Origin of the sequence: Pseudobutyrivibrio sp. (assembly GCF_015057185.1) — a bacterium.
Lineage (GTDB): Bacteria > Bacillota > Clostridia > Lachnospirales > Lachnospiraceae > Pseudobutyrivibrio.
Window position 1 is genome coordinate 35,369 of sequence record NZ_SVEV01000018.1, and the last position, 25,313, is coordinate 60,681.

24 protein-coding genes and 1 pseudogene are annotated in these 25,313 nt (G+C 37.5%); 21 read left to right on the plus strand and 4 right to left on the minus strand.

The window, feature by feature from the left end:
• Window positions 1-209 precede the first annotated feature (209 nt).
• From E7276_RS08715 to E7276_RS08750, 8 genes and pseudogenes are all read left to right on the plus strand, one after another.
• The gene (locus tag E7276_RS08715) at window positions 210-818 is read left to right on the plus strand and encodes a TetR/AcrR family transcriptional regulator (RefSeq protein ID WP_294216396.1); all 609 of its coding nucleotides are present in this window, start codon (window positions 210-212) and stop codon (window positions 816-818) included.
• 31 nt (window positions 819-849) lie between these two features.
• Entirely contained in the window at window positions 850-2,637 is a 1,788-nt protein-coding gene (locus E7276_RS08720; RefSeq protein WP_294216398.1) for an ABC transporter ATP-binding protein, read from the plus strand.
• Window positions 2,630-4,366, plus strand: coding sequence for an ABC transporter ATP-binding protein (locus E7276_RS08725; RefSeq protein WP_294216399.1), 1,737 nt, complete (start codon window positions 2,630-2,632; stop codon window positions 4,364-4,366). Before E7276_RS08720 ends, E7276_RS08725 begins: the two co-directional genes overlap by 8 nt.
• Window positions 4,367-4,384: 18 nt before the next feature.
• Complete coding sequence (locus E7276_RS08730) at window positions 4,385-4,975, plus strand: MptD family putative ECF transporter S component (RefSeq protein WP_294216401.1); 591 nt, start codon at window positions 4,385-4,387, stop codon at window positions 4,973-4,975.
• The gene (locus E7276_RS08735; protein WP_294216404.1) at window positions 4,975-5,679 is read left to right on the plus strand and encodes an energy-coupling factor transporter transmembrane component T; all 705 of its coding nucleotides are present in this window, start codon (window positions 4,975-4,977) and stop codon (window positions 5,677-5,679) included. Before E7276_RS08730 ends, E7276_RS08735 begins: the two co-directional genes overlap by 1 nt.
• On the plus strand, window positions 5,676-7,256 hold the full coding sequence (locus E7276_RS08740; RefSeq protein WP_294216408.1) for an ABC transporter ATP-binding protein: 1,581 nt from the start codon (window positions 5,676-5,678) through the stop codon (window positions 7,254-7,256). Before E7276_RS08735 ends, E7276_RS08740 begins: the two co-directional genes overlap by 4 nt.
• Window positions 7,246-7,683 (plus strand): annotated as a pseudogene (locus tag E7276_RS08745) (GatB/YqeY domain-containing protein). The gene E7276_RS08740 and the pseudogene E7276_RS08745 overlap by 11 nt, the downstream one beginning before the upstream one ends.
• A gap of 161 nt (window positions 7,684-7,844) precedes the next feature.
• On the plus strand, window positions 7,845-9,692 hold the full coding sequence (locus E7276_RS08750; protein WP_294216410.1) for a subtype A tannase: 1,848 nt from the start codon (window positions 7,845-7,847) through the stop codon (window positions 9,690-9,692).
• Between the two features lie 42 nt (window positions 9,693-9,734).
• Here the strand turns inward: E7276_RS08750 and E7276_RS08755 are convergent, their stop codons facing one another.
• Entirely contained in the window at window positions 9,735-10,658 is a 924-nt protein-coding gene (locus tag E7276_RS08755; RefSeq protein WP_294216411.1) for a LysR family transcriptional regulator, read from the minus strand.
• Between the two features lie 159 nt (window positions 10,659-10,817).
• On the opposite strand from E7276_RS08755, the gene E7276_RS08760 reads away from it, so the two are divergent.
• The 6 genes from E7276_RS08760 to E7276_RS08785 all read left to right on the plus strand — a co-directional run bounded on the left by E7276_RS08760 (window position 10,818) and on the right by E7276_RS08785 (window position 16,506).
• Window positions 10,818-12,296, plus strand: a complete 1,479-nt coding sequence (locus E7276_RS08760) for a subtype B tannase (RefSeq protein ID WP_294216413.1) — start codon at window positions 10,818-10,820, stop codon at window positions 12,294-12,296.
• Between the two features lie 15 nt (window positions 12,297-12,311).
• Window positions 12,312-13,043: a DUF554 domain-containing protein gene (locus E7276_RS08765; protein WP_294216416.1), complete on the plus strand. Its 732-nt coding sequence runs from the start codon at window positions 12,312-12,314 to the stop codon at window positions 13,041-13,043.
• Between the two features lie 204 nt (window positions 13,044-13,247).
• Complete coding sequence (locus tag E7276_RS08770) at window positions 13,248-14,390, plus strand: alpha/beta hydrolase-fold protein (protein WP_294216418.1); 1,143 nt, start codon at window positions 13,248-13,250, stop codon at window positions 14,388-14,390.
• A gap of 27 nt (window positions 14,391-14,417) precedes the next feature.
• On the plus strand, window positions 14,418-15,011 hold the full coding sequence (locus E7276_RS08775; RefSeq protein WP_294216421.1) for a TetR/AcrR family transcriptional regulator: 594 nt from the start codon (window positions 14,418-14,420) through the stop codon (window positions 15,009-15,011).
• Window positions 15,012-15,176: 165 nt separating this feature from the next.
• Window positions 15,177-15,536, plus strand: a complete 360-nt coding sequence (locus tag E7276_RS08780) for a dihydropteridine reductase (protein ID WP_294216425.1) — start codon at window positions 15,177-15,179, stop codon at window positions 15,534-15,536.
• Window positions 15,537-15,912: 376 nt separating this feature from the next.
• Window positions 15,913-16,506, plus strand: coding sequence for a class I SAM-dependent methyltransferase (locus tag E7276_RS08785; RefSeq protein WP_330598967.1), 594 nt, complete (start codon window positions 15,913-15,915; stop codon window positions 16,504-16,506).
• An 81-nt stretch (window positions 16,507-16,587) separates the two neighbouring features.
• Here E7276_RS08785 and E7276_RS08790 read toward each other — a convergent pair whose 3' ends face one another.
• Together E7276_RS08790 and E7276_RS08795 are read right to left on the minus strand one after the other, a co-directional pair.
• Window positions 16,588-16,788, minus strand: coding sequence for a hypothetical protein (locus tag E7276_RS08790; RefSeq protein ID WP_294216507.1), 201 nt, complete (start codon window positions 16,786-16,788; stop codon window positions 16,588-16,590).
• 17 nt (window positions 16,789-16,805) lie between these two features.
• On the minus strand, window positions 16,806-18,332 hold the full coding sequence (locus tag E7276_RS08795; protein WP_442960443.1) for a Y-family DNA polymerase: 1,527 nt from the start codon (window positions 18,330-18,332) through the stop codon (window positions 16,806-16,808).
• A 303-nt stretch (window positions 18,333-18,635) separates the two neighbouring features.
• Here E7276_RS08795 and E7276_RS08800 point away from each other — a divergent pair, with 303 nt between their 5' ends.
• The 7 genes from E7276_RS08800 (at window position 18,636) to E7276_RS08830 (ending at window position 24,490) form a co-directional block, all read left to right on the plus strand.
• Window positions 18,636-19,553 carry a J domain-containing protein gene (locus E7276_RS08800; RefSeq protein WP_294216432.1) on the plus strand — a complete coding sequence of 306 codons (918 nt, stop codon included), beginning with the start codon at window positions 18,636-18,638 and terminating at the stop codon, window positions 19,551-19,553.
• Window positions 19,554-19,644: 91 nt separating this feature from the next.
• Window positions 19,645-19,884, plus strand: a complete 240-nt coding sequence (locus E7276_RS08805) for a hypothetical protein (protein WP_294216433.1) — start codon at window positions 19,645-19,647, stop codon at window positions 19,882-19,884.
• A 152-nt stretch (window positions 19,885-20,036) separates the two neighbouring features.
• Window positions 20,037-20,870, plus strand: a complete 834-nt coding sequence (locus E7276_RS08810; protein ID WP_294216436.1) for a YitT family protein — start codon at window positions 20,037-20,039, stop codon at window positions 20,868-20,870.
• 42 nt (window positions 20,871-20,912) lie between these two features.
• Entirely contained in the window at window positions 20,913-21,416 is a 504-nt protein-coding gene (locus E7276_RS08815) for an NAD(P)H-dependent oxidoreductase (RefSeq protein WP_294216439.1), read from the plus strand.
• A 106-nt stretch (window positions 21,417-21,522) separates the two neighbouring features.
• Window positions 21,523-23,601 carry a hypothetical protein gene (locus tag E7276_RS08820; protein WP_294216442.1) on the plus strand — a complete coding sequence of 693 codons (2,079 nt, stop codon included), beginning with the start codon at window positions 21,523-21,525 and terminating at the stop codon, window positions 23,599-23,601.
• A gap of 69 nt (window positions 23,602-23,670) precedes the next feature.
• A complete protein-coding gene (locus tag E7276_RS08825) occupies window positions 23,671-24,054 on the plus strand; it encodes a response regulator (RefSeq protein ID WP_294216444.1) in 384 nt (127 codons plus the stop codon).
• A 106-nt stretch (window positions 24,055-24,160) separates the two neighbouring features.
• A complete protein-coding gene (locus tag E7276_RS08830; protein ID WP_028246577.1) occupies window positions 24,161-24,490 on the plus strand; it encodes a putative quinol monooxygenase in 330 nt (109 codons plus the stop codon).
• A gap of 144 nt (window positions 24,491-24,634) precedes the next feature.
• Here E7276_RS08830 and E7276_RS08835 read toward each other — a convergent pair whose 3' ends face one another.
• Window positions 24,635-25,195: a TetR/AcrR family transcriptional regulator gene (locus E7276_RS08835; protein WP_294216452.1), complete on the minus strand. Its 561-nt coding sequence runs from the start codon at window positions 25,193-25,195 to the stop codon at window positions 24,635-24,637.
• Window positions 25,196-25,313 lie beyond the last annotated feature (118 nt).

Here is a 25,313-nt window from a genome sequence, read left to right on the forward strand (position 1 = left end):
CCTTTATTTTTAAATATTACTTGGTGATAATTCTAACATTTCTGTAATAATGAAGCTATTAATTATTATAATTGAAGAAAAATGTTGCGAGGCTTCGTGTCTCGCTATTTTTTTTACACAAAAATTAAGAATTGACAAGTTAGATAAATCTAACTATAATGTTAGTCGGAACTAACAAGTTAACAGTGTTAACTTTGAAAGGAATTCACGTGAAAACCAAAGAAACAAAAGAACAAATTTTAAAAGCAGCTATGGAAGAATTCATGGAGAATGGTTATAAGGATGCCTCCATGAGAAAAATCGCAAGCAAAGTAGGGATTACAGCCACAGCTTTGTACAGGCATTATGGGGGCAAAGAGGAAATATTTGATGCTGTAGTAGAACCTGCTGTTAGTGCTTGGGAAGGTTTATGCCAGACAGAAGAGGCAAGGCAGGTGGGGACTGCCAGAGAGAATGGTGTAGAAGCCATGTGGGAGGATGAAGATCAGGCAAAGATTATCGTTAAGCTTATTTATGATAATTTTGACGCGCACAAGCTTTTGTTCTGTAAAAGCGAAGGCACAAAATATGAGAACTATCTTCATACTATTGTCTCAAAGGTGCAGGAAGCTACATTGGCTTTCAAAGATGAGCTTGAAGCTGGTGGCATGCTGGTTAATTCAGTTGATGAAAACGAGATGCATTTGCTTTTAAGCGCTCAATACACAGCAATGCTAGAGATGGTGCATCACGATTTCACATATGAGCAGGCGCTACATTATTGCGATACCATATCCAGATTCTTTAAGGAAGGTTGGAGGAAATTCTTAGGTTTCTAAATTTGTTCTTGTATGCCAAAAGGAGGAATTTATGAAGAAAAGAAGTACGTTCTCCTGGGTTATTCATTTTGCAGGGAGAAAGAAAATCTATTACATCGGCAGTGTGTTGCTAGCTATTATCGGTGTTGCCATGTCATTTATTCCATATTTGATAATTGCAAAGGTAGTAGGCATGCTTTTGTCAAAGGATATGGATTTCAGCCATTACATGTCACTGATTTTGATGATGGCGCTATGTTGGACTTTGAGAGTTGTATTTCATTCAACTTCTACAACATTATCCCACATTGCCACATTCAACGTATTAGGCGGGATTAGAACTCAGCTTTGCAAGAAGCTTTCAACCATTCCACTTGGATCAGTTTTAGATGATAACAGTGGTGCCTACAAAAATATTATTGTAGAGCGCGTTGATTCTATGGAAACAACTTTGGCTCATATTGTGCCTGAGTTTACAGCAAATATCTTGTTGCCTATAGTCATGTTCATTTACATTCTTGTTTTGGACTGGCGCATGGGCTTAGCAAATCTCATTTCAGTTGCAATAGGTTTATGTTTTGTAGCTGGTATGATGACCCGAAGTCAGGGTGAATTCGAATATACGATACAAAAAACTAAATATTTAAATGATACAGCTGTTGAATATATCAATGGTATTGAGGTTATCAAAGCCTTTGGTAAGACAGGAAGCTCCTATGAGAAATTCGTGCTTGCTGCAAAAGAGGGTGCAGATTGCTTTATTAACTGGATGAGAAAATGTATTTGGTTTCAAGCGGGAAGTTTTGCTTTCACACCAGCGACTTTCCTTGGAATTCTTCCAGTTGGTTTGCTTTTGGTGAAAAACAATAGCATGTCACCAGAAGATTTCATTACATCAGTAATTCTTTCAGCAGGTCTTATGGGACCATTGATGATTGCCTTTTCATATATGGATGACATTATGAAAATGCAGGCAATCTTTGGAGAGGTAACTGAAATCATTGAAAGAGAAGATATGGTAAGACCTGACACACTTACAAAGCAACCTTGGGGCGCTGATATTACTCTTAGAAATGTGAGATTTTCTTATAAGGATAAGGAAATTTTGCATGGTCTGAATATGGATATCAAACAGGGAGAGTTTAATGCTTTTGTTGGACCATCTGGTTCAGGAAAGAGTACTATTGCAAGGCTTATTGATTCCCTGTGGGATGTGGATGAAGGCACTATCACATTTGGAGGAGTGGATATTAAAGAACTTCCTCTGGAGTACTACACTAGCCAAATCGCTTATGTTGCCCAGGATAATTACCTGTTTGATATGTCTGTAATGGAAAATATCAGATTGGGTAAAGCAGGAGCTACTGATGAAGAGGTCATTGCCGCAGCGAAAGCCACTGGTTGTCATGAATTTATCTTAGGTCTTGAAAATGGTTACGATACTGTAGTTGGTGGCGCAGGCGGACATCTATCAGGGGGAGAGCGACAGAGAATATGCATAGCACGAGCGATGCTTAAAGATGCACCGGTTGTAATTATGGACGAAGCTACCGCATATACGGACCCAGAAAATGAGGCTCTTGTACAGGAAAGTGTTGCAAAGTTGGTACAGTGTAAGACTCTTATCGTCATTGCTCATAGACTTTCTACTATCATGGATGCGGACAAGATTTTCGTTATAAATGATGGAAATATTGAGGCGGAAGGCACTCATGCGCAGCTTCTAGCTGATTGTCCTCTATATAGAAATATGTGGGAGGCACACACAATGTCAAAGGATGACGATAGTGTGGATTCAGTTGTGAGTTCTGAAGCTAGAAGGGAGGCCGCTCATGCTTAAGATGCTTAGAAAATTCTTCAATTTCTGCAATGAAGAAAATAGAAATAAGTTTTATAAATCAGTTGCTTTAGGCGTTCTTGATGCAATATTTGCAGGCATGAAAATTCCTGCTGCCTATTTTGCAATTGATGCAATTATAAATAACAACATTACGACGAATACGTTTTTGCTTGTAATAGGATTTATGCTTTTAAGCACTGTTGGAAAAATGATTGTAAATAGATTTTATCAAATGCTTCTAACAGAAGGTGGCTACAATACTTGTGCTGGTAAGAGAATTGAAATTGGCGAACATCTCAGATATTTGCCAATGGGATATTTTAATGACACAAGTCTAGGTCATATCACCTCTGTCACTACAAACACTTTGGAGCAGACAGGAGACATTGCAACTCGTGCAATAATATTAGTTATGCAGGGAACAATTACCACAGCCATTGTTAGTCTTGGCATGTTCATTTTCGACGTGCGCATTGGATTGATATGTATTGCTGTTATGGTGATTTTCTTCCTCTTCAATCAATTTACAAATAAAAGCGTAGAAAAGGTTGCTCCTGAGAAAATTGAATCTGATAAGGATATGGTGGGGGTAATCCTTGAGTTTATTCAGGGCATTGCGGAAATCAGAAATTACAATATCATCTCCGTGAATAGCGCAAGACTTAATAAAGCAATCGATAGAAAAACAAAGGCGGATATTAAAGCGGAAATTGCAGCCATTCCTTTGGTGGGTGTACAGATGCTTATCTGCAAACTCGCAGGAGTAGTGATTGCAGGGGCATCTATTGCTTTTTATTTGAATGGCACTATGAAGCTTACCTACTGTATCACAATGATGCTTTGTGCATTCATCATATTTGAGTCACTTGATTTGGCGGGAACATACACAGCTCTTTTAAAGATTATTGGAAGGGGTGTTGATATGGTAAATGAAATTATGGCTGTTAAACAGATGGATATTAATGGTGAGGAAATTCATCCTTCAAACCGCGACATTCATCTTGATCATGTCAGCTTCGCCTATGAAGACAGGACTATTATCGACGATGTGACTCTTGATATTAAAGAGAAAACAACTACAGCTATCGTTGGCCCTTCTGGTGGAGGAAAGACTACATTGACATCCCTTATCGCAAGATTTTGGGATGTGAAATCTGGCAAGGTTACACTTGGCGGAAGAGATGTAAGGGACTACAGTTTCGATTCTTTGATGGAGAATTTCAGCTTTGTGTTCCAGAAAGTTTATTTGTTTGAGGACACCATTGCAAACAACATAAGATTTGGTCGTCCAGAGGCTTCCATGGAGGATGTAATTGCTGCAGCCAAGAAAGCTTGTTGCCACGATTTCATCATGTCACTTCCAGATGGCTATGAGACGGTTGTTGGCGAAGGCGGCGCCACATTGTCAGGTGGTGAAAAACAGCGAATTGCCATTGCTAGAGCCATCATGAAGGATGCCCCAATAATCATCTTGGATGAGGCAACAGCCAATGTGGATCCAGAGAATGAGAAGGAATTAACTGAGGCAATTGAGAATCTTACAAGAGAAAAGACAATAATCATGATTGCCCACAGACTTAAAACAGTAAGGCATGCAGACCAAATTCTCGTTATCGACAAGGGTAAGATTGTCCAGAAAGGCAAGCATGATGAGCTCATGGCTGTGGACGGCATTTATAAGAATTTCGTTAGCGGACGAAAGAAGGCTGTAAGCTGGAAGATTGCCTAATAAATTTGGAGGAAGAAAATGGATAAGAAAAAATTGACAGCAAAGGATTTTATTACAGTAGGAATATTTACAGCAATTGTATTTGTGGTGGAGTTTGCATGCGGTATACTTGGCTTTATTCACCCTTACATAGTAGCGCCATATGTAGTTATGATTCCCATTGTTGCTTCTATTCCGATGATGCTTTTTTACAGCAAGGTTGATAAATTTGGAATGATTACAATCATGTCTGTATTAATTGCAATCATTATGTTTGTTACAGGTATGGGGTTCTTAGGAGCACCACTTATTATCCTAGCTGGAGTAGTTGCTGACTTTATTGCAAAAGCTGGGGATTACAAACAATTCAAACTAATTTCAATTAGTTATGCAGTATTTTGTCTTTGGATTTGCGCAAATTATTTTCCAGTAATAGTTACTGCAAATTCTTATAAAGAATCTCTTTTAGAAGAGGGCTATTCAGCAGAATACACAGATAGTTTGTTTAGAGCAATCAACAGTAAAACAATTTGGGTTCTTTTAATCCTCTGCCTTATTTTTGGATATGTTGGTTCCTATATTGGAAAAGTAGTTGTAAAGAAACATTTTGAAAAGGCGGGAATTGTTTAATGAAAATTAAGCTAGATCCACGAACAAAAATTTATATGATATTTGTGGTATCTGCCATTGTAATGATGAGTGCCACCACAACCTTTTTATGGGGACTTAAAATCTTAATTACAATGGTACCTATTGTGCTTCTTATTGCAGAGAAACGCTATGCTAGTGCATTGCGTTTCTTTGCGCTGTATATAAGTGCATTGATTCTGACCTTTTACTTCCTATCGTCAGAATCAACAGGGCTAATCAGAGCGTTATTGACAGGGTATTGTGGCATTATTGCCCAGTTTTTACCAGCATTCATTACTGCCTGGTATGTGATTCATTCTACAAAGATAGATGAATTTATGGCTGCAATGCAAAAAATGCATGTTCCGGATGGCATCACTATTTCTCTTGCGGTGGTCATGAGATTTTTTCCAACTATCAAAGAGGAATATGGCTCCATAAGAGATGCAATGAAGATGAGAGGAGTATCGCTGGCAGGTGGTAATGCAGCAAAAATGATTGAATATAGAATGATTCCACTATTATTTTCATGTGTTAATATCGGCGACGAATTGTCGGCAGCGGCCATCACCAGAGGACTTGGAGGGGAAGTTAAAAGAACCAGTGTTGTGGAACTTAAGTTGCACGTTTTTGACTGGATTTTGATACTCTTGTTTTCAATCGCAACAGTTATTTTTGTTTTGAATAAGTACATTTTATTATGAAGAATATAATCGAAATTAAAGACGTAAGTTTTCAATATAAGGGGTCTGAGGAAGGACTTCTAAACAATGTTTCATTAAACATAGCGCAAGGAGAAACTGTGCTTTTGTGTGGAGCATCTGGCTCAGGAAAGACTACCATTATCAGGCTAATCAATGGCTTGATCCCTCACTATTACCCAGGTGATTATAGTGGAACAGTTCTTGTGGATGGACATGATATCAAAAACACTGAGCTTTATGATTTGGCTGGTGTAGTGGGCACAGTTTTTCAAAATCCTAGGAGCCAGTTTTTCTCTGTTGATACTGATGGGGAGATAGTATTTGGACCTGAGAATATTGGGTTGAATCCTGATGAAATCAGAAGACGTTACAACATGGTCGTAAATGACATGAACCTGGAAAATCTTATGGGGCGAAGTCTTTTTGATTTGTCAGGTGGAGAAAAACAAAAGATAGCTTGCGGCTCTGTGTCGGCACTTTTGCCTAATGTTATTCTACTTGACGAACCCTCTTCTAATCTGGATTGGAAAGCCATTGAAGATTTGAGAAATGAAATTATCAAATGGAAGAGTGAAGGTAAGACTATTGTAATTTCGGAGCACAGATTGTGGTACTTAAAGGACTTACTTGACCGAGTTATCTACATGGAAAATGGCAAGATTGCAGGGGATTACAATGGAGATGAATTCTTCGCATTTACTGATGAAAAAATTAGAAGTTTAAAATTAAGACCTGTGAAAATAGAAGAGAAATATATAGATAAGTTTAGTGACATATCTGTTGGTAAGACCGTACAGACAGATTTTGACGTCTATGGTGATTCCATTAAGCTAAAAAACTTCTATTTTACATACAAAAGAAGACCATATATTATTCGAAAGAAAAAGCTGTCAGCAGATGATGCAGATATTTTAAATCTAAACATGCCTGAACTTAATTTGCCAAAGGGAAGTGTGATAGGTGTTATCGGAAGAAATGGCACAGGAAAATCCACATTTCTCAGATGTTTATGCGGCCTAGAGAAGGAATGCACAGGGGAAATTATTTATCGCAATAAAAAGTATCATGGCAAAGAACTGACAAATATAAGTTATCTTGTGATGCAGGATGTAAATCATCAGCTTTTTACAGATAGCGTCGAAGCGGAAGTAATGCTTTCAATGAAGGAAAAGGATACAGATAAATGTAATGACATTCTTGAGAGGCTTGGGTTGCTAGAATATAGAGATAAACATCCAATGGCTCTATCTGGAGGTCAAAAGCAGAGAGTTGCCATCGCATCTGCCATAGCCGAGGGGGCAAAGCTTCTATTGTTTGACGAGCCAACCTCTGGGCTGGATTATTCACATATGGTCAAGGTGGCGGAGCTGCTAAGGGAGTTGGCTGCCTCAGGAAGTACTGTTTTAGTATCCACCCACGATCCAGAGCTTATAGAGCTTTGCTGTAATCACATTATCAGAATTGATGATGGCAAGGTTATCTCATCAGATTTCTGTGATTGCGCCATGGATTTACGCATTGATAAGGACTATAATCTAGATAATAGATTAGAGGAGGATAATGATAATGCAGTTTGAAACATTACAAAAAGACATGGTTGCAGCTATGAAGGCTAGAGATAAGGCAAGAAAAGATGCCATTTCTTCACTTGTTTCTGATGTGAAAAAGGCCGCTATTGATGCCGGTACTAGAGATAATATTGCAGATGATTTGGTAGATCAGGTTATTCTCAAGTCATTAAAGACTGCTAAGGAGCAGCTTGATACATGTCCAGCTGAGAGAACAGATTAAAAGGAAGAGTATCAGTTCAGATATGACGTAATCAAAGAGTATGCACCTGCAATGATGAGTGAGGACGAGATTCGCACATTCCTTCAGGAGAATTTTGCAGAGGTACTTGCTTCTAAGAACAAGGGCGCAATCATGAAGGAAGTTATGCCAGCTCTTAAGGGCAAGGCAGATGGCAAAGCAATCAATATGATTGTTGCTGAGCTTTGCAAATAGTGTATGAGAGTCAAAGAGAGTTCACAGCGGACTCTCTTTTTTAATTCCAATAACGACTTAATTAACTAGCGAAACGGAATTGTTTATAGCCGACAAGGTATGTAAAATACTGTGCAAGGGTTGAATGATGTATCTTTGCGAAAGGAAGGTATAGGTATTCAATGAGAAGCAAGTATTTAAAAATGGCTTTAGCAGGGGTTCTTAGTGTTTCACTTGTGGCTTGTGGTCAAGCAGCTGAGACAACAACTACTACAGCCGATGTTAGCAATACAGCTACGTCAACTGAGAGCACAGAGGTTATTACTAATTTAGATCAAATTGATAATACAAAGTGGCTCTATAATGAGGAAGATAATGTTTATTATCAGATTGGAATTCAATACTGTGAGAATCCAGCTGATTTAAACTATGAGACATTGGCAGTATATATTCCTGGTGAATATATGGACGCAACTGACAATGGCGATGGAACATATACATGTGAAATAAATTATGAAAATACAGCTGGTAGCAGCAATTATACTGCAGCCACAGCACCTATTGCATTACCAGTAAATACACCTGGTTACGCAGCAATGGATGCGACAACTGAGTATGATTCAAACTTTGGTTATGGCTCAGTTTCTGATTATACAAGCGAAGGTTTTATTCTTGTAGTTGCTGGATGTAGAGGTCGAGATGCTGGAGCACCAGCAGGAGTTACTGATTTAAAGGCCGCTATAAGATACATCCGATATAATGATGGAAATATTGCTGGAAATATGGAGAGAGTTTTCACACTTGGTATGTCAGGTGGTGGAGCACAGTCAGCACTTTTGGGAATTACTGGAGACTCAGAGTTATATGACGCATATCTCGAAGAAATTGGTGCAGTAATGGGTGTATCAGACGCTGTTATGGGATCGCAGGCATGGTGTCCTATTACGAATCTTGATAGTGCAGATGCTGCATACGAGTGGAACATGGGAAATACTCGTACAGATTTGACAGAAGAGGAACAGGAAATTTCTGATGAGTTAACAGCTTATTACGCAGATTATATTAATGCACTTGGTCTTACTGATGAAGATGGAAATGTTCTTACACTAGAAGAATCAGAGGATGGCAGATATCAAGCTGGAAGCTATTATGAGTATATCAAGGAAGTTATTGAAACATCTCTCAACAACTTCTTATCTGACACAGAGTTCCCATATGATTCAGATTCATCATCTTCACAAGGTGGTGGAATGGGAGGTCCAGGCGGTGGCATGGGCGACTTTGATCCAGCAAACGCACCAGAAGGAATGGGCGAAGGCGGTCCTGATGCAGAGGCTGCAGAAACAGCTGAGGGTGAGACAGATTACGCTGCGATTGATGATATTTCACGTACAGAGAACACTTCAGGTGTCACAATAAGTGGAACATATGAGACAGTTCAAGATTACATTGATGCCCTTAACGCTAACGGAACTTGGGTTGAATATGATGAGGAAACAAACACTGCTACCATCACAAGCATTGCTGATTTTGCAGCTGCAGTAAAGACTGCATCAAAAGAATTAGGTGCATTTGATCAGTTAGATGAGAGTCAGGGCGAAAATACTCTCTTTGGATACGGTGATGGCGAGGGTGCTCACTTTGATTCGGCATTAGCAGAAATCCTAGAAGAGATTGGTTCTGAATATGCAGATGATTATGCGGAGGATTTAACAAAAACAGATTCAGTGGGAAATACTGTAGATGTTCGTTTGAATATGTACAGCCCTATGTACTACTTAATGTCAGATTCTGAAGGCTATCAGACATCTTCAGTTGCTAGTTACTTTAGAATCAATACAGGCTTGTGGCAGAGTGATACTGCAGTTAGTACAGAGGCTAATCTAGCACTTGCACTTGAAAGTTATTCAGATGATATTGATGTAGACTTTACAACAGTATGGGGATTAGGACATACAGAGGCTGAACGTACAGGAGATTCAACAACTAACTTTATCGAGTGGGTTAATGAATGTCTAGCAGGACAATAAAATAGTATAGTAAAGGCGGTCAGGCTGCTGACCGCCTTATTTTTAGTTAACAAGCTTGTTTGTACAGAAATCTATAAATAGCTGCGCTGTTTTGGATAATGGTTTATCTGCTCTGTAACAGATGGATATTTGTGATGAAATAGTTGGTGATATAGGGATTGTGACCCATGGTGTTTTTATAGGCTTTGGTCCATTATCGGGTATTGCTAAGTGTTGGTTCATGAGCAGCGCAACGCAGTTTTGATTTGTGACCATATCTAAAATAGAATCAACACGATGACTTGTAAATATAATATTAGGAATAAAGCCTGCTTGTTGACAGGCATCCATCGCAATCTGATACATCAATGAGCCTTCTTTGATAAGGCAAAACTGTTCATCCTTTAGCTGTGGTAATGAAATGCTATCAAGTTTGGCTAGAGGGTGATTTTTAGGCACAAGTGCAACCAAACTATCTGTCATATATGGGATGCGGTGTATGTGGTCGTCTTGTAAAATGTTTCTTTCAAAAGTTTGTTTATCTTCACGACTAAAGATAATCTCACAGTTCTCGTTTTCAAGATACTTCATGAGATTAACAGGATCATCTTCTGTAAGTCTAACGGATACTTCAGGATAAGCAACTTGGAATTGTGCTAACAGTTGAGTGACTTTATATTGTGGCATTGAAGGAAGAGTTCCAATTGTTAAAAGACCATTTTCAATATTGAGGAGATGTCTAATGGCGGTGGTGCCATCGAACTCGGCTCTGGCTATTGATTGGGCAAATGGTAAAAAGGTTTTACCGTAATTAGTCAGCTCTACTTTTCTAGTGGTGCGATTGAAAAGCTGTACGCCCAAATCATTCTCTAGGGATTTGATATGCTTAGATAGTGTTGATTGATTCATAAATAGGCGCTCAGAGGCCTCCCAGTAATTTTTTGTTTCCGCTAGAACCACAAATTCATGTACATATTCTGTATTCATAAAAGCCCTCCATTATTGATTGTGATTATAGCATATTATTAAGTCGAATTATGACTTAATAAAGCTAAAACACGAATTGTTCGTAGTTTTTAGCTTCTTTATAATTTACAAAGGAGAGTCACAGGGGTTGTAGGTGACTTAAAAAGAAGGAGAAATACTATGGAAGACAAATTATTATTCGATGAGAACAAATATGAAGTAAAAACATGCACATTAGACGGAAGAACAATCAAGTATAGAGCTTATATGGGGATTGATTACTGTGAGAAGCCCTTGGATGATATTCAGAAGCTAAATATATATGTACCGCAGGCATTTTATGAGAATGAAACGGTTAATGGATACACCTTAAAAACAGTTCCTATTTTTATGCCAAATACCGTTGGTGGATACATGGAAGGACCAGCAGATGAGCCGGGAAAGAATTTTTTAGGTATTATTAACGCAACATTTGAGGCAATTGAGCACGGATATGTAGTAGTGTGCCCAGGAATCAGAGGAAGAAATACAGGGATGACCTCTAAGGAATTCTTTGTTGGAGGTAATGCAGGAAATGAAAAAAAGGCTACTGGAAAACTAGTAGGCAGGGCGCCTGCTCTCGTAGTAGATATGAAAGCTGCTATTAGATATCTGCGTCATAACAAGGATGTGATACCAGGGGATGTAGAGAAAATCATTACAAGTGGTACATCTGCAGGTGGTGCACTTTCGGCGATAACAGGGGCGTCTGGTAACAGTGAAGACTATGAACCATATTTACAAGCCATTGGGGCAGCTGACGAGAGAGACGATATTTTTGCAGCTAATTGTTATTGTCCAATTCATAACTTAGAGCATGCTGATATGGCATATGAATGGCTATTTAACAAGGAACACGTTGCTCATATGTTAAAGTTTGAAGAAGTGGATGGTGGAGTTAAAATGACTCCTATTGAGTTTGAACTTACTGATGAGCAAAAGAAAATTAGCGATGATTTGAAAAAATTGTTCCCGGATTATTTAAACAGTTTGGCTCTTAAGGATAAAACAGGAAAGCTGTTATCCTTGGATTCAAATGGCGAGGGAAGCTTTAAGGATTATATATTTAAGTTGGTTGTTAATTCTGCGGAAAAAGAACTGGAGAAACATGAGTCTTTACTCAGACATCCAGCTTTAAGGGTAGACGGATGCGACGTTGAAAAACAGGATTCATTAACTATAGAAGGAAAAAAGGTTACTGCTATAGATACAGACAAATACGTAAAGGCGATAACGAGAATGAAGCCGGCTCCAGCATTTGACCATATAGATTTGAAAAGCCCTGAGAATGAAGTTTTCGGGGATGATGAGGTTTTCACAAGACATTTTACTGATTATTCTATGTCACATTCTTCCGAGGATGATGAAATGGCAGATGAGAAAATTATTAAAATGCTAAATCCTACTTGCTACATTGGAGAGGCAGCTACTGCAAAGCATTGGAGAATTCGTCACGGTGCCTTTGATAGAGATACATCATTGGCTATACCTACGATTCTTGCCCTAATGCTGGAAAATCATGGGTATGATGTAGATTTCTTTTTGCCATGGGGATTGCCTCATAGTGGAGATTATGATCTACCTGAATTATTTGCATGGATTGATAGTATAGCTAAGTAATAGGAGTAATAGAGGATGCCAATAGGTGTAATTATTAATACATTATCAGTTGTTGTAGGTGGTGCCGTTGGTGCAGTGGTAGGCAACAGACTATCTATGGATTTTAAAGAAAAGCTCAATATGATACTAGGAGTTTGCTCCATGGGAATGGGGATTAGTACCATTGTGCTTATGAAAAACATGCCTGCAGTTATTTTTTCAGTAATTCTCGGTACAGCCATAGGCTTGGCAATTCATTTAGGGGACAAGATTAACAAGCTAGCTCAGGGAATGCAGAAGATTATCAGCAGGATTATTAAGGTTGATAATAGCAGTATTACTCAAGAAGACTATATTTCAACTCTTGTTACATGCATAGTTCTTTTCTGTGCATCTGGCACTGGTATCTATGGAGCTATTGTTTCAGGAATGACTGGGGACCATAGTATTTTGATTGCTAAATCAATTCTGGATCTTTTCACAGGGCTGATTTTCTCTTGTACCTTAGGACTAGTTGTGTGCATAGTGGCTATTCCCCAGTTCATCCTATTTTTGTTACTTTTTTTGTTGGCGGGTTTTATTTATCCCATGACAAATGACACTATGATTTTAGATTTTAAGGCATGTGGTGGGTTTATTATGCTTGCAACTGGATTCAGAATGATAAAGGTTAAGATGTTTCCAGTGGCAGATATGATACCGGCTATGATAATAGTAATGCCTTTGAGTGCTTTTTGGGTAACCATAGTGCTCCCATTGGTGTCCTGAGACGAGATAGAACATCTGATTTTTACACATTATTTATAATATCAACACATACCATTCACATATAGAGCTTATAGTTTGAATTGTCAGCTCGGCAGCGAATGGTAGCTCGCTTTATAAAATACTCCAAATATGAAAAATTGTATTTCTTGAATGTTACCTAATTGGTATGTCATGAGAAAAATATTTATTTGGAGGAATTATAAAATGAAGAAACTATTAGCTTTAATGGTATGTGGAGCCATGGGCTTATCAGCCGTTGCATGTGGTCAAACTGCAACAGAAACTACCACAGAAACAAGTGAAAAGACGGAAACTGAGGAGACTACAGCAGAAGCTGAAACAACAGCTACAGCAAGTGTAGACAATAACTATGCTGAGGACACAGATGCGCTTGTTGAAGAATATGCTGATGAATTTGAACAGGTTGAGTACACAGATGATGAAACCGGTTTAACAGTAACTTACAATATCTATTTACCAGAGGATTATGACGAAACAGAAGAGTATCCTATGGTAGTCTTTGTAGCTGATTCAAGCTGTGCTGGTGATGATGCAACAGCTTCTCTTACACAAGGACGTGGCGCCTTGGTGTGGGCTGCAGACCAGTGGCAATCAGCAAATCCTAGCATAGTATTAGTGCCAACATATCCAGAGACAATTTTAGATGACCAGAACGGCTATAGCACAACTGAATATGTAGAGCTTACAAAGCGACTTATAGATGATGTATCAGAGGAGTACGCAGTTGATACTGATAGAATCTACGGTACAGGTCAATCTATGGGATGCATGACCACTCTCATTTTAGCATCAGAATATCCTGATTTATATGCAGCATGTATGTTTGTTGATGGACAGTGGGATGTTAGTACACTTTCATCATTAGAAGACCAGACATTTATATATTTTGCCGCTGAGGATGATCAGAATGCTTATAATGGAATGCAGGAAGTCATGGATATGTTCGACGAGGATGGTGTCGAGTATACATACGCCCAGTGGGATGGAACATGGACACCAGATGAACTTACAGATGCAACATCAGAATTAACATCAGGCAATACAAATGCCTACTTTGTATCATGGAAATCTGGTACAATAGAGGCTAGTAGTGAAACTTCTTTTGCAGGTCCTAACAGCTCTACCGATGGTGGAGAAAAGCCAGCATTGGATTCAGAAAATGAGAAGCCTGCTATGTCAGAAGACTCCGAAGCCGGTGAAAAGCCAGAAGGTGGTATGAATGCAGGTGGAGATAATTCCATGATGGAAAGTGTACAATATCACATGGCATCATTTGATTATGCATATAGATGTATATCTGTAATGGAATGGTTGTTTGAAAACTAGCGGGATAAAAAAGGATGTATTTGAGTTATGAACAAAAACGAGAGCAGGTACTTTAAATCAGCTGAAAAAATGCATACTGCACTTATTTCTCTAATAGAGAATAAGGATTTCGAACTGATTACAGTTAAGGAAATATGTGCAGAGGCTGGGGTTAACAGATCCACATTTTATCTTCATTATGATAATACCAACGATCTTCTTCGAGAAACAATAGAAGCGGCATATAAGGATTTCTTCAGTAGGTTTTCCGCTGATGGACCTAAAAAAATTGATATTGAGGATAAGAAGAATGAGGAATTGTTTTTAGTGACTCCAAAGTATCTTATGCCGTATCTGCAATTTGTGGAAGATAACCGCAAGCTCTTTTATATAATGTATGAGAAAAACGAGATGATGGGAGCTGAGAAAACATACGAGAAATGGTTTAAAGAGATATTTGGACCAATACTTACCAGGTTTGGAGTATCTGAGACAGAACAACCATTTATTATGATTTTTTATCTTAACGGGATTATTGGTGTGGTAAATGAATGGATAGCCAGAGATTGTGCTGAATCAAAAGACGAGATCATTGGCATTATTCAGAAATGCATTTTGATGCCAATAAAAGAAACTAATTAAATACGTAAAATTAATCCAACACTTTTTATGAATCGTGTCGGGACTTTAAGTCCTGAAAACAACACTTTTCCTAAAAAGTGTTGTTCTGTTTATGGAAGTACTTTTCTATAATTACCTCAAGCTCAAAGCAGAGAGTTCAAAATCAAAAATGATGGAGGTAAAATAATGAACAATTTAGACAAGGTATACGCAGAAAGTGTAGCAAAGGATTATATGCCAAAGGAGACTAGTAAAATTAGGCAGCTGAAAAAGCTTGATGAAAAAGCAAAGCTTCCAGCATTTGTAACAGCTATGTCTGTTGGAATAGTCGGAGCATTGATATTTGGTTTAGGAATGTGCCTTTCTATGGGAATACTAGGAACTGGATTAGTAAGCATGATTTTTGGAATAATACTTGGGCTTTTAGGCGTTGCAATATGTGGTGTGAATTATCCACTATATAAGAAGCTCCTTAAAAAGGGAAAGGACATGTATGCATATGATATTCTTGAACTTGCAAAGGAAATAACAGCAGCTGAGAACTAAGAGCAGTTTTTCATTAGTAGTAAGGTAGGAGGAACTTGATATTCCTCCTATTTTTTATTCGCAAACTTAGCGAAATGCAACAATGGTTAGCAATAACTAACTAAATGTGATATTATTACTATACCATAAGATGAAATATGTGGAATAATCGCAGTTTTAGAAAGAGAGGATAGTAATAATGACAGTGGATTACAAGAATTGGATGCCTAAAGGCATGGTTAGCGGATTCGCTTTTGCAGGAGTCTTTTGTTTAGTAGCTTTTTGTGTTCTAAATACTTTCAAATTGATTGCTACAGGGTCGGCGAGAACTATTGTGAGTTCAGTATTTCTTGTACTTTGTGTGATGCTATTAATCATGTCACTATGGATGCTCCTTATGTACAGAGCTTTTTCCTACAACGGTAAGCGCCAGATGTCTAAGCAAATAATAGAAGGGGTTGCCGAATATGTAAGTATTCCATATGAAGGAAAAGGTCTTGATATTGGCTGCGGAAGTGGAGCTCTTACTATTGCCTGTGCCAAAAGAAACCCAAATGTATCATTTATTGGAGTCGATAGATGGGGAAAAGAGTACGCATCTTTCAGCAGGAATTTATGCGAAAATAATGCACAGGCTGAGGGTGTGAAAAATGTTAGCTTTAGACAGGGGGATGCGACTAAACTTCCATTTGAAGATGAGACTTTTGATGTTGTTACAAGCAATTACGTTTATCACAATATACCAAGCTCAGATAGACAGGCTATTCTTTTGGAAACTCTAAGAACTTTAAAAAAGGGTGGAACATTTGCTATTCATGACATTATGTCCAAGGGAAAATATGGAGACATGAAGGCATTTGAGAAGAAACTCAAAGAGATGGGATATGAGGACGTTAAGCTTATAGATACTACAAATGGAAAGTTTATGACTAAGTGGGAAGCTACTTGGATGGGACTTTCAGGTTCTACATTATTAGTAGGTAGAAAATAAGATTAACGAAAATATAGGTATAGCATGTGATTGTTTAAGAGGTTACTGCAATAGAGCAGTAACCTCTTTTTTCTATGAAAATTAATCTACATTTTTCGAAGAGTCCGCGGCTTCGTTTATCATTTCTTCATAGCCTGTGAGTGCAGCAAATGGCATGAATTGGGCTGCACGGTCATATAAGCTCATATGAGGGTGTTTATCTGACTGATGGTGGGGCATATCTATAATGTCAGCATAGACTATTTGGGGATTAGGTTCTTTGCCTGTTATTCCTTTTGTCATAATATATTCTCCAATTATTACTCGCCAGATGAATGGCCACCAATTTGTTTATTGCGCTTCATAGTCATGGCGCCCTCCTCAAGGTTCATTCCTTTTAAAAGAGCGTTTTTGCCAAATTTGTCCATGATTGACAAGGTCGCCTTTTGTAGGCTTTTTTCTTTCTCATCGGCTGCCTTTTGGGCCGCTTTTTCTTTTTCTAAGGCTTCATAGTCTGTAAATAAATCCATTTGATAGGGCGCTTCCTCAGGAATGTCTTCTGTTGGAATTAGATTACAAGCTACAACGTTGATTCTTCGAATTAGAAGGTCAGAATCTATTATTTCATCATAGAGTTTAACCATTGTATCCATGATAGCCTTTGTGGAACTGGTCCAGTTATCAATATTCCCAGTGCCATGTGCATGATATGGGAGAGGTCTACCAAAACGATCTAAGGTAACTCTACCTTTAAATAATTTATTAGTGCCTTGAATTTTAAATGTAGAGTCTGAGAGACCACGACCTTTGTGGGAATATTCTAGGCTGGAGCGGTCATAACCTATGGTCAGTTCAATTTTCTTCGTTACTAAGTCTTTTCGGACAAGGTCTAGAACTAGAAGTTCAGTCATTTCTTTTACGATTATTTTGGCTTTATCTGCTGTGTAAGGGCATTGGAGAACTTGGCCGCTAGATAGGCTATTAACTCTAGGACGATAGCTTTTGATTGTAGAAATCTCTGTCGGCTCCCAACCCCAAGCGTGGTCTATTAATAGCTCTGCATTGACGCCGAATTCTTTGTATAGTAAGTCTTCGTTTTCAACACTTACTTGGGCAATATCACCCATTGTAAATATCCCATATTTGGTTAATCTTTTGGCAATACCAGCGCCAACTCTCCAGAAATCTGTTATAGGTTTATGGCTCCAAAGCAATTCTCTGTATGTACGTTCATTAAGCTCGGCAATTCTCACGCCATCCTTGTCAGCTTTGACGTGCTTGGCAACAATATCCATTGCTATTTTTGCAAGGTACATATTCGTGCCAATACCTGCTGTTGCAGTGATATTGGTTTCGTTTAATACGTCGCGTATCATTTTAATGGCCAGTTCACGAGCTGTGCAGGAATATGTATTTAGGTAAGCGGTAACATCGATAAAGCATTCATCGATAGAATATACATGGATATCTTCTTCGGAAACATATCGAAGATATATGGAGAATATTTTGGTCGATACTTCTTCATATCGTTTCATTCGTGGTGGCGCAATAATATATTCCAGCTTTAAAGCTGGATCTGCTTTTAGCTCAATACTATCAGAAGATGCCCCTGAAAAATCATATTTTCCTGTTTCTTGGTTTAGCTGTAAAAGACCTTGTTTTTGGGCATAAGCAAATCTGGCTGCATTAATTTCTTTTACTCTTTGTACCACCTCAAATAGTCTAGCACGGCCAGAAATTCCATAAGCTTTTAGCGATGGACTCACAGCAAGACAGATAGTTTTTTCAGTACGAGAAGGGTCTGCTACAACAAGATTTGTGGTAAGTGCATTTAAATTTCTATCCATCAATTCGCAGGAGGCATAGAAGGATTTAAGATCTATAGCTATATATGTTCGTTCACCTAGCACTTATTAGAGCCTCCTTACTTAAATATTATTTACGAAAATATGTTTGCATTATAATGATATACCCAGAGGGTATGGCTGTAAATCGAACAAATTATTAAATCTAAATAATTATTTCTATTATAAACAGTGCTTGATTGATAATGAAAAGGTATACTGCGTGTTAAAGTGATATAATCAATAATTATCACAAATTGAAATGAAACCGAAGAATAGACAACAGTATGGAGTTTTTTAGTTTTAATGAATAAGAGTCAGGCCCGTAAAATCCTAGGGTTGGATGGTACGGAAGATGTAAAGGAAATAAAAAAGAAATATAGAAAACTGATGCATGAGAATCATCCAGATAGTAGTGGTTTGGATGATGGTGAAGCTGCTGCCAAGATTAATATGGCATATGAGCTTATTATGAAAAGCTTTGATGGTGGCGTGAAGAAGAAATCTGCTGTCAAGAAAAAGCCTAAAACTAAGACATGGAGTGCAAAAGAAAATAAGAATGCATATTGTGTAAGACCTATTTTTCATGAGGTTGAAGATTATGATGGAAACAACATTGGGGTTATAGAGATTGCTAGGGGAAAATATGTGTGGTCTAAGGATGAGGAGTTTTCGCTATTCCTTAAGAGTCTATACGAAACAAGCAAGGATCTTTTGGACAATGCACGACCTTCATTGTTTTTTGAGGTGCCAGAGATTATCAAGCAGAAATATTTGGCTGATATCACATATCTTTTGACGGGGCAGTTTATAGATAGTTCTTTAACATTGAAGGAATTAGGTATATTGGATATAGATGCATACAAAATAAGTGCAATGGTAGAGTTAGTGGTAGGAGCCACTACACCAAAAGTGGGCACAACACTATATCCTGCAGGAATATCTAATCATAAACTATATCTTAGAAATGGTACTGGGCAGATTATTGGATACTTAAGCTTTAAGGATGACAGATTGTACTATGTAATAATTCCACTTTTAGAACAAAAGAAAGCTCAGGTGAAGATGGTTGTTGCTGATAACACTCTTAAATCTAAAACAAGAAAGAAATATGTAGATCTAGATTTATGGATTCGGCTTTTAGATACCAATACCTCTGCAATAGAAAGTACAAACATTAAGATAGATGAGTTGTTAAAGAAATATGCAAAAGAAGGATTCTAGTTGGGTGCAAAATGTTTGTAACATTGGCTACTCCATTGAACAACACTCAGTAAAAAGTGTATAATAAACCATATAAGAGGGGGAACAAAACATGGAGTTTAAGCGAATCTGTAAAGAATTTGATTTAAAACTATTGCAATTAGATACATGGGGAATGCTTTCCTCGGAAGAAGTTGATTACAAGGTGGCTCAAAAGAATAGCTTGTTAAAGGAATATGAGAATAACAATATTTCCTTGGACCAGTTTGAGTTTCAAGTAGAAAAGCTTACAGAAGGGTTAGATATTCCATCAAAAGAAGAAATGCTTTCTAGATGTAAGGCGCTATACTAAAAAACGTAAACCTCTGCTATTTATATAGCAGAGGTTTTTTGGTCATATGGAATAGGGTGCAGCCTAGGGCTATTTTAGTATCCTTCAAAAGCGAAAACTGATAAAATTACAGTACAGAGTATAGTTGCCAATAAATAAGGAGTCAGCTAAATATGAAGAAAACACAAGGGATTTTGCAGTATATATTTATTATAGTTGGAGCCATTATGGCAAGTTTTTCAGTTGCGCTGATTATTTTACCCAATGATGCCATAGATTACGGAACAGCAGGTGTTGCGATAATTATAAGCAAACTTACAGGTTTTTCTTTAGCACCTTGTGTATTTGCGGTTTTTATTCCTTTTATCATTGCGGGATATATAGTGTTTGGGAGGAATTTTACAATAAAGGCGACCATAGGCTCATTAGTTTATACTCTAGGAATTCATTTCTTTGAGGAGATACCCTTTGAGCTCAATACAGAGCATTTCCTTGCAGTTGCATTTGGTGGTGCAATCCTTGGAGCTGGGCTATCACTTATCCTTAGAAATGGTGGATGTATAGATGGCTCTGAAATTCTAGCCAACATAGTTGTAAAACGTTTGTCTGACACTACAGGTAGAAACTACAGTATGACCCCCGTTTTGTTGATTTTTAACGCTGTAGTTTATATTACAGTTTTCTTTACGATAGATATGACAGCCGCCTTGCTTAGTCTTTTGGTTTATGTGGTGGCGACTACAGTTATAGACCACTACACAGATCACTTTGAAGCGATTAAGCAGGTTACCATTATTACTCGGGATCCTGAGAATATTATCGCAGATATAAAAAAGAGGCTAAACAAAACTTGCACAATCATGGATTCCAGAGGAGCAATCGCGGGCGAGAACAATACATTGATTTGCTATATCAGTTATTTTGAATTACCAATCATGAAGGAGATTATTTCTGACCACTCAGGTAGTTTTAGTACAGTGTCTACTATTGATGAAATATTAAGATAGATAACAAGAAGATTTGGAATCTTTTATGAAGGAGGCATGAGTATGACTTTATATATTAATGCATGTGTAAGAGAGAAATCACGAACTGAAATACTATCAAACGAGTTGCTTTCTAAATTAGGGGAATATGAAGAAGTAAAACTAGAAAATATTGATTTTCCGAAGACAAATGAAGCTTTTTTAAAGAAAAGAGATTCTCTTATAGCCTCTCGTACATTTGATGACCCTATGTTTGATTTGGCTCGCCAGTTTGCAAAGGCAGAAACAATTGTTATTGCTGCGCCATATTGGGATTTATCTTTTCCGGCTATGCTTAAACAGTATATAGAGCATATTAATGTACTGGGTATCACTTTCGAATACACACCAGAAGGTATTCCAAAAGGATTATGTAGAGCTAGTAGGCTGTATTATGTAATGACAGCTGGTGGCACTTATGTCCCAGAAGAATTCGGCTTCGGATACATAAAATCTCTTGCTGAAAATTTCTATGGAATTAGAGATATAAAATTAATAAAAGCCACAGGACTTGATATATATAGTTAATTAGGGCATTGGTATATCAAATGAATCTTATGTGCAACCAAAGAGTAATTTTCAGGGTATTACTTATAAATAGTGGTAGAACGTATCTGTAAGGAGGAGGGTTTATATGTCTGATTTAAATAATATGGATGTTCAAGAAAATATGGAGCAGGGAATGGTAGTGTATGAGCCTAATCCTCAACCGGAGATACAAAACAAGCAGCAAAATATAGCATCAAAGGTCTCTGATGCTTCTAAAATCGACGACTATTTTGATAAATTGGATTATCATCTGAAAGCTGCTACAAAGTATGAGGACTTGACTAATATAACAGCTGTGATTTCGCGATCATTAAATAATGCTAGTGAGAATAACAATGTTCAAGATTTAAAGAATAAAATAGATGACTTTTCAAAAAGAACATTAAGAGAGGCAAATGAGTTTTCTACTGCTAAGGCTAATGCTGTGTTAGAAGCACGTTCTAATGAAGGTGCCAATGATGTGGCAATGAATGCAGATAGCTTTGAGAAGGCAAAGTCTGAATATAATTCATTAATTAATCAGGTGAAGACTTTTATGCGTGAAAACCCTTCAAATCCAGCTGTGTCTCAAATCATAAGCAGAACGAACGGTTTGCTTTTAAGTAAAGCCCAAAAGCCATTACGTGATTATGAAGGAAAATCGGAATATAAGGCAGCGGAAGGACCAGCCAGAGACAATCGCGAGAAAATTTTGGATGGATTGTCCAAATATATTGATTCTGTTAATGAAACTTCGGAAAACGAGTTTGTTGTAAAAAATGATAAGTCACCTGATGAGAGCACAAAGGATAGGTTGTTCGTAGTTGCTCATAATATTAAAAAAGAATTGGTCAAGTACGGTATTAATATAGAAGAATTAGGTGATAAGAATAACATACCAAATAACCTTAAGGATCCAGAAGTTAAAAAGAATTATCTTAAGAGTATGGATGAGTACCTCCTTAGAATACCAGAAAAAAATGAGGCTTTATTTAGTTTTATTTTGAAAACTATGAATACCTTTAATAAAACGGGTAATACTATAAAAGTTTCTGAGCTCCATTTACAGGACGTGAAGAAGGTAATACAAAATAAAACTGATAGCTGGGAGCATAAACAGAAATACTTAAAAACAGTTCAAGCTGTGATAGACAGTTGTACGTCTACACCAGTCAATGTAAAAGACGTTGATACGTTTCTGGGTTCGGAAGAGGATGCACTAAAATGGCTTAAAATGCTTGGCAAAGGTATTTACGTAAGAATCAATGAAGGTAAAGTTAAAAGCATCGATGATATGTTGAAACTATCCAATTCTTTATCCAAGATTGGCGAAAAACAAGTGAATCAGTTTCTTGAGCAGAATAAACAGAATGAACAGAAAAATAATGAGAAGGAAAAAAAGGAATTAAGGAATCAAGAAAAAGATCTTGTAAATGAAATAATAGAAAAAGGAGCTGAGACCTACAAGATAATTAAAGATGCAGATCCTGCATTAATGATTTCTTCAAGACAATATAAAAATATGGTGTCCGCCTCAGATAATTTTACTAAGGGGGTAAGATTAATTAGAGATTCAAACGAATTAGAAGACCTATCTGAAGAGGATATTCAAAGAATAATTAATCTTGCTACAGAGGTAAATACCACTTCACAGGAATACACAGCGTACAAGGTTAACGCCTTAGGAACAAAGACTCCAAATAGAACCGAGCTAAGCAGACTTAAGGCTGCGGCAAACGCCAGTGGAATGGCTGTTTCGGTTTTGAAGGATATACATAACATCACCGTCGAAAAGACTATTTTAGATGGTCCCGATAAAGCAATTAAAGCAATTGAACAGCGCACATTTCATGGGCCGGTTACAGAGAGAAAATTAGCTGAGATGCTGTATCTTGAAATTGTAAAAAATGATTATAAAAGAACCAGTGATGCGGCTAAGGTAAAGACTGAATTAGATTACAATAAGATGAATGCAGGCATTAACAAGATTATGGTATCTCCTGAATTTAGAAGAGCATCTAATAATATTATTGACGTACAGGGGGCTGAGGCACAGAAGCGTATATATACAGCATATATGGGAAATGCAGTAGACATGCACCCACAAGGAGAACATCCGCAACGTCAACAGCAGCACGAACATGGGCAACAACTACCAAATCAGGATTCGCAACTGAAAATATAGGATGTAGTTGTAAATATTACAGGATAGTAACAAAACTGAACGGGTTGTTAGAAAAAAGAGGAATTCAAAATGAAGATACTAATTATAGAAGATACAGCCATGAAGTTCGCGTCAATTTGTAGAACTCTTAAAAATGCAGGTTTTACGGAGATTGATAATGAAAAGAACCTTGAAGCTGGGCTCAAGGCAATTGAATCAAGTGTACAATCCGATGATAAATATAATGTGATTATCACAGATATGTGGTACCCAAGAGAAGATCGTGGTCCAGAGGAACAGTGTGGGTTGGAATTAGTGGACACTGTTAAAGAGCGTGGCTACAACATCCCAGTTATTATCTGTTCTAATCAGCAGTACAGGCATGAAAATGCTTTGGGGGAAGTCTTATACAAAGAAAATGGAGACTGGGATAAGGAATTACTTATCAGCCTTGTGAAGAAGGCTTGCAACTAAAATATGGATACGACAATTTATGAAATGACTTATCAGTTTTTGAAATTGATTTTATAATGAGTTTAGAAAGAAGGAATTAATAAGAATCTGTGATTGGAGGTTTATGATGAGCATTACAGTTAATTTACGTTATAAAGGAACAGATGGTGCTGCAAAAAGATTTGCAGAGGAAATGACAAAAAGCGGAACTGTTGAAAAAATACGAAACGAGGCAGGAAATCTCAGGTATGAGTACTATCAGTCATTCGATGATCCTGAGACTATCCTTCTGATAGACAGTTGGGAAGATCAGGAGTCTATTGACGTACATCATGCTTCACCTATGATGCAAACAATAATGGACCTTCGTGAAAAATATGATCTTCATATGACGGTGGAAAGATACGTATCTGATACAAGCATGCCAGACAAGGATGCTGATTTTATAAGAAAATAAGAGAGGTGCAAAACCTTGTAGAAAAAGCTGGAGCATGAAACTGGCTATCAGGAAATAGATTTAGTGGAAGTGCTACAGATGATGAGATAAAAAATTGGGTAACAGGATTAGAAATTGATTCTTCCACTACGATGTTTATAGAAGTTACTGAATCAAATTGGCAATGTCATACTTCATGCATATATCTGACATTTCATCCGGACTTTCCTTCATTCCACGTTCAAACCAGTCAATAGTCACAGCCTTAAGGGCTCCCAGGCTTCCCACAATAAAGTAATGGAGAGTATCAGTATGTTTCCCCATCCAGTCCTCTATGATAAATGGAGCCTTAGAAAAAAGAACATCAGTCAGATTTGCTTTAATCAGTATAGCTATTAATTTTTCATTTTGTCTTAAACGAACAAAGAAGTCTTTAAACCAAAGATTTAAGTTATTCTTGTATTTTTTATCATTTAGTGAATCAGAAAAAGCTTGCAATAATCTTTCTTCAATTTCTATTATAATGTCCTCTTTTGAAGTGTAGTTTCTGTAAAAAGACTGCCGTGAAACACCAGCTCTTTTTACAATCGACATAATGGTAATCTTGTCGAAATCCTGCTTTTCTAAAAGTTCAAGCATTGCGATATCAATCGCATCTCTCGTCACTTTATTAGATTCGCTATTGGACATGTACCTTACTTTATCTTTTTTTTCATTTAAATCCATTTTTATACTACCTGTATTCTTACAAATTTGGCGTTACATATTGGGGCGTGAATGTAACAGTTGGTCCCTAAGTTATTGATTCCTTAAAATAGCGGTGTTACAGTTGTATCAACGATGA

Excerpts from the sequence above, each read along its gene's own strand:
- E7276_RS08720 (WP_294216398.1), top strand. The coding sequence starts at position 850 with ATGAAGAAAAGAAGTACGTTCTCCTGGGTTATTCATTTTGCAGGGAGA.
- E7276_RS08725 (WP_294216399.1), top strand. The coding sequence starts at position 2,630 with ATGCTTAAGATGCTTAGAAAATTCTTCAATTTCTGCAATGAAGAAAAT.
- E7276_RS08730 (WP_294216401.1), top strand. The coding sequence starts at position 4,385 with ATGGATAAGAAAAAATTGACAGCAAAGGATTTTATTACAGTAGGAATA.
- E7276_RS08735 (WP_294216404.1), top strand. The coding sequence starts at position 4,975 with ATGAAAATTAAGCTAGATCCACGAACAAAAATTTATATGATATTTGTG.
- E7276_RS08740 (WP_294216408.1), top strand. The coding sequence starts at position 5,676 with ATGAAGAATATAATCGAAATTAAAGACGTAAGTTTTCAATATAAGGGG.
- E7276_RS08750 (WP_294216410.1), top strand. The coding sequence starts at position 7,845 with ATGAGAAGCAAGTATTTAAAAATGGCTTTAGCAGGGGTTCTTAGTGTT.
- E7276_RS08755 (WP_294216411.1), bottom strand. The coding sequence starts at position 10,658 with ATGAATACAGAATATGTACATGAATTTGTGGTTCTAGCGGAAACAAAA.
- E7276_RS08760 (WP_294216413.1), top strand. The coding sequence starts at position 10,818 with ATGGAAGACAAATTATTATTCGATGAGAACAAATATGAAGTAAAAACA.
- E7276_RS08765 (WP_294216416.1), top strand. The coding sequence starts at position 12,312 with ATGCCAATAGGTGTAATTATTAATACATTATCAGTTGTTGTAGGTGGT.
- E7276_RS08770 (WP_294216418.1), top strand. The coding sequence starts at position 13,248 with ATGAAGAAACTATTAGCTTTAATGGTATGTGGAGCCATGGGCTTATCA.
- E7276_RS08775 (WP_294216421.1), top strand. The coding sequence starts at position 14,418 with ATGAACAAAAACGAGAGCAGGTACTTTAAATCAGCTGAAAAAATGCAT.
- E7276_RS08780 (WP_294216425.1), top strand. The coding sequence starts at position 15,177 with ATGAACAATTTAGACAAGGTATACGCAGAAAGTGTAGCAAAGGATTAT.
- E7276_RS08785 (WP_330598967.1), top strand. The coding sequence starts at position 15,913 with ATGTACAGAGCTTTTTCCTACAACGGTAAGCGCCAGATGTCTAAGCAA.
- E7276_RS08790 (WP_294216507.1), bottom strand. The coding sequence starts at position 16,788 with ATGACAAAAGGAATAACAGGCAAAGAACCTAATCCCCAAATAGTCTAT.
- E7276_RS08795 (WP_442960443.1), bottom strand. The coding sequence starts at position 18,332 with ATGGATAGAAATTTAAATGCACTTACCACAAATCTTGTTGTAGCAGAC.
- E7276_RS08800 (WP_294216432.1), top strand. The coding sequence starts at position 18,636 with ATGAATAAGAGTCAGGCCCGTAAAATCCTAGGGTTGGATGGTACGGAA.
- E7276_RS08805 (WP_294216433.1), top strand. The coding sequence starts at position 19,645 with ATGGAGTTTAAGCGAATCTGTAAAGAATTTGATTTAAAACTATTGCAA.
- E7276_RS08810 (WP_294216436.1), top strand. The coding sequence starts at position 20,037 with ATGAAGAAAACACAAGGGATTTTGCAGTATATATTTATTATAGTTGGA.
- E7276_RS08815 (WP_294216439.1), top strand. The coding sequence starts at position 20,913 with ATGACTTTATATATTAATGCATGTGTAAGAGAGAAATCACGAACTGAA.
- E7276_RS08820 (WP_294216442.1), top strand. The coding sequence starts at position 21,523 with ATGTCTGATTTAAATAATATGGATGTTCAAGAAAATATGGAGCAGGGA.
- E7276_RS08825 (WP_294216444.1), top strand. The coding sequence starts at position 23,671 with ATGAAGATACTAATTATAGAAGATACAGCCATGAAGTTCGCGTCAATT.
- E7276_RS08830 (WP_028246577.1), top strand. The coding sequence starts at position 24,161 with ATGAGCATTACAGTTAATTTACGTTATAAAGGAACAGATGGTGCTGCA.
- E7276_RS08835 (WP_294216452.1), bottom strand. The coding sequence starts at position 25,195 with ATGGATTTAAATGAAAAAAAAGATAAAGTAAGGTACATGTCCAATAGC.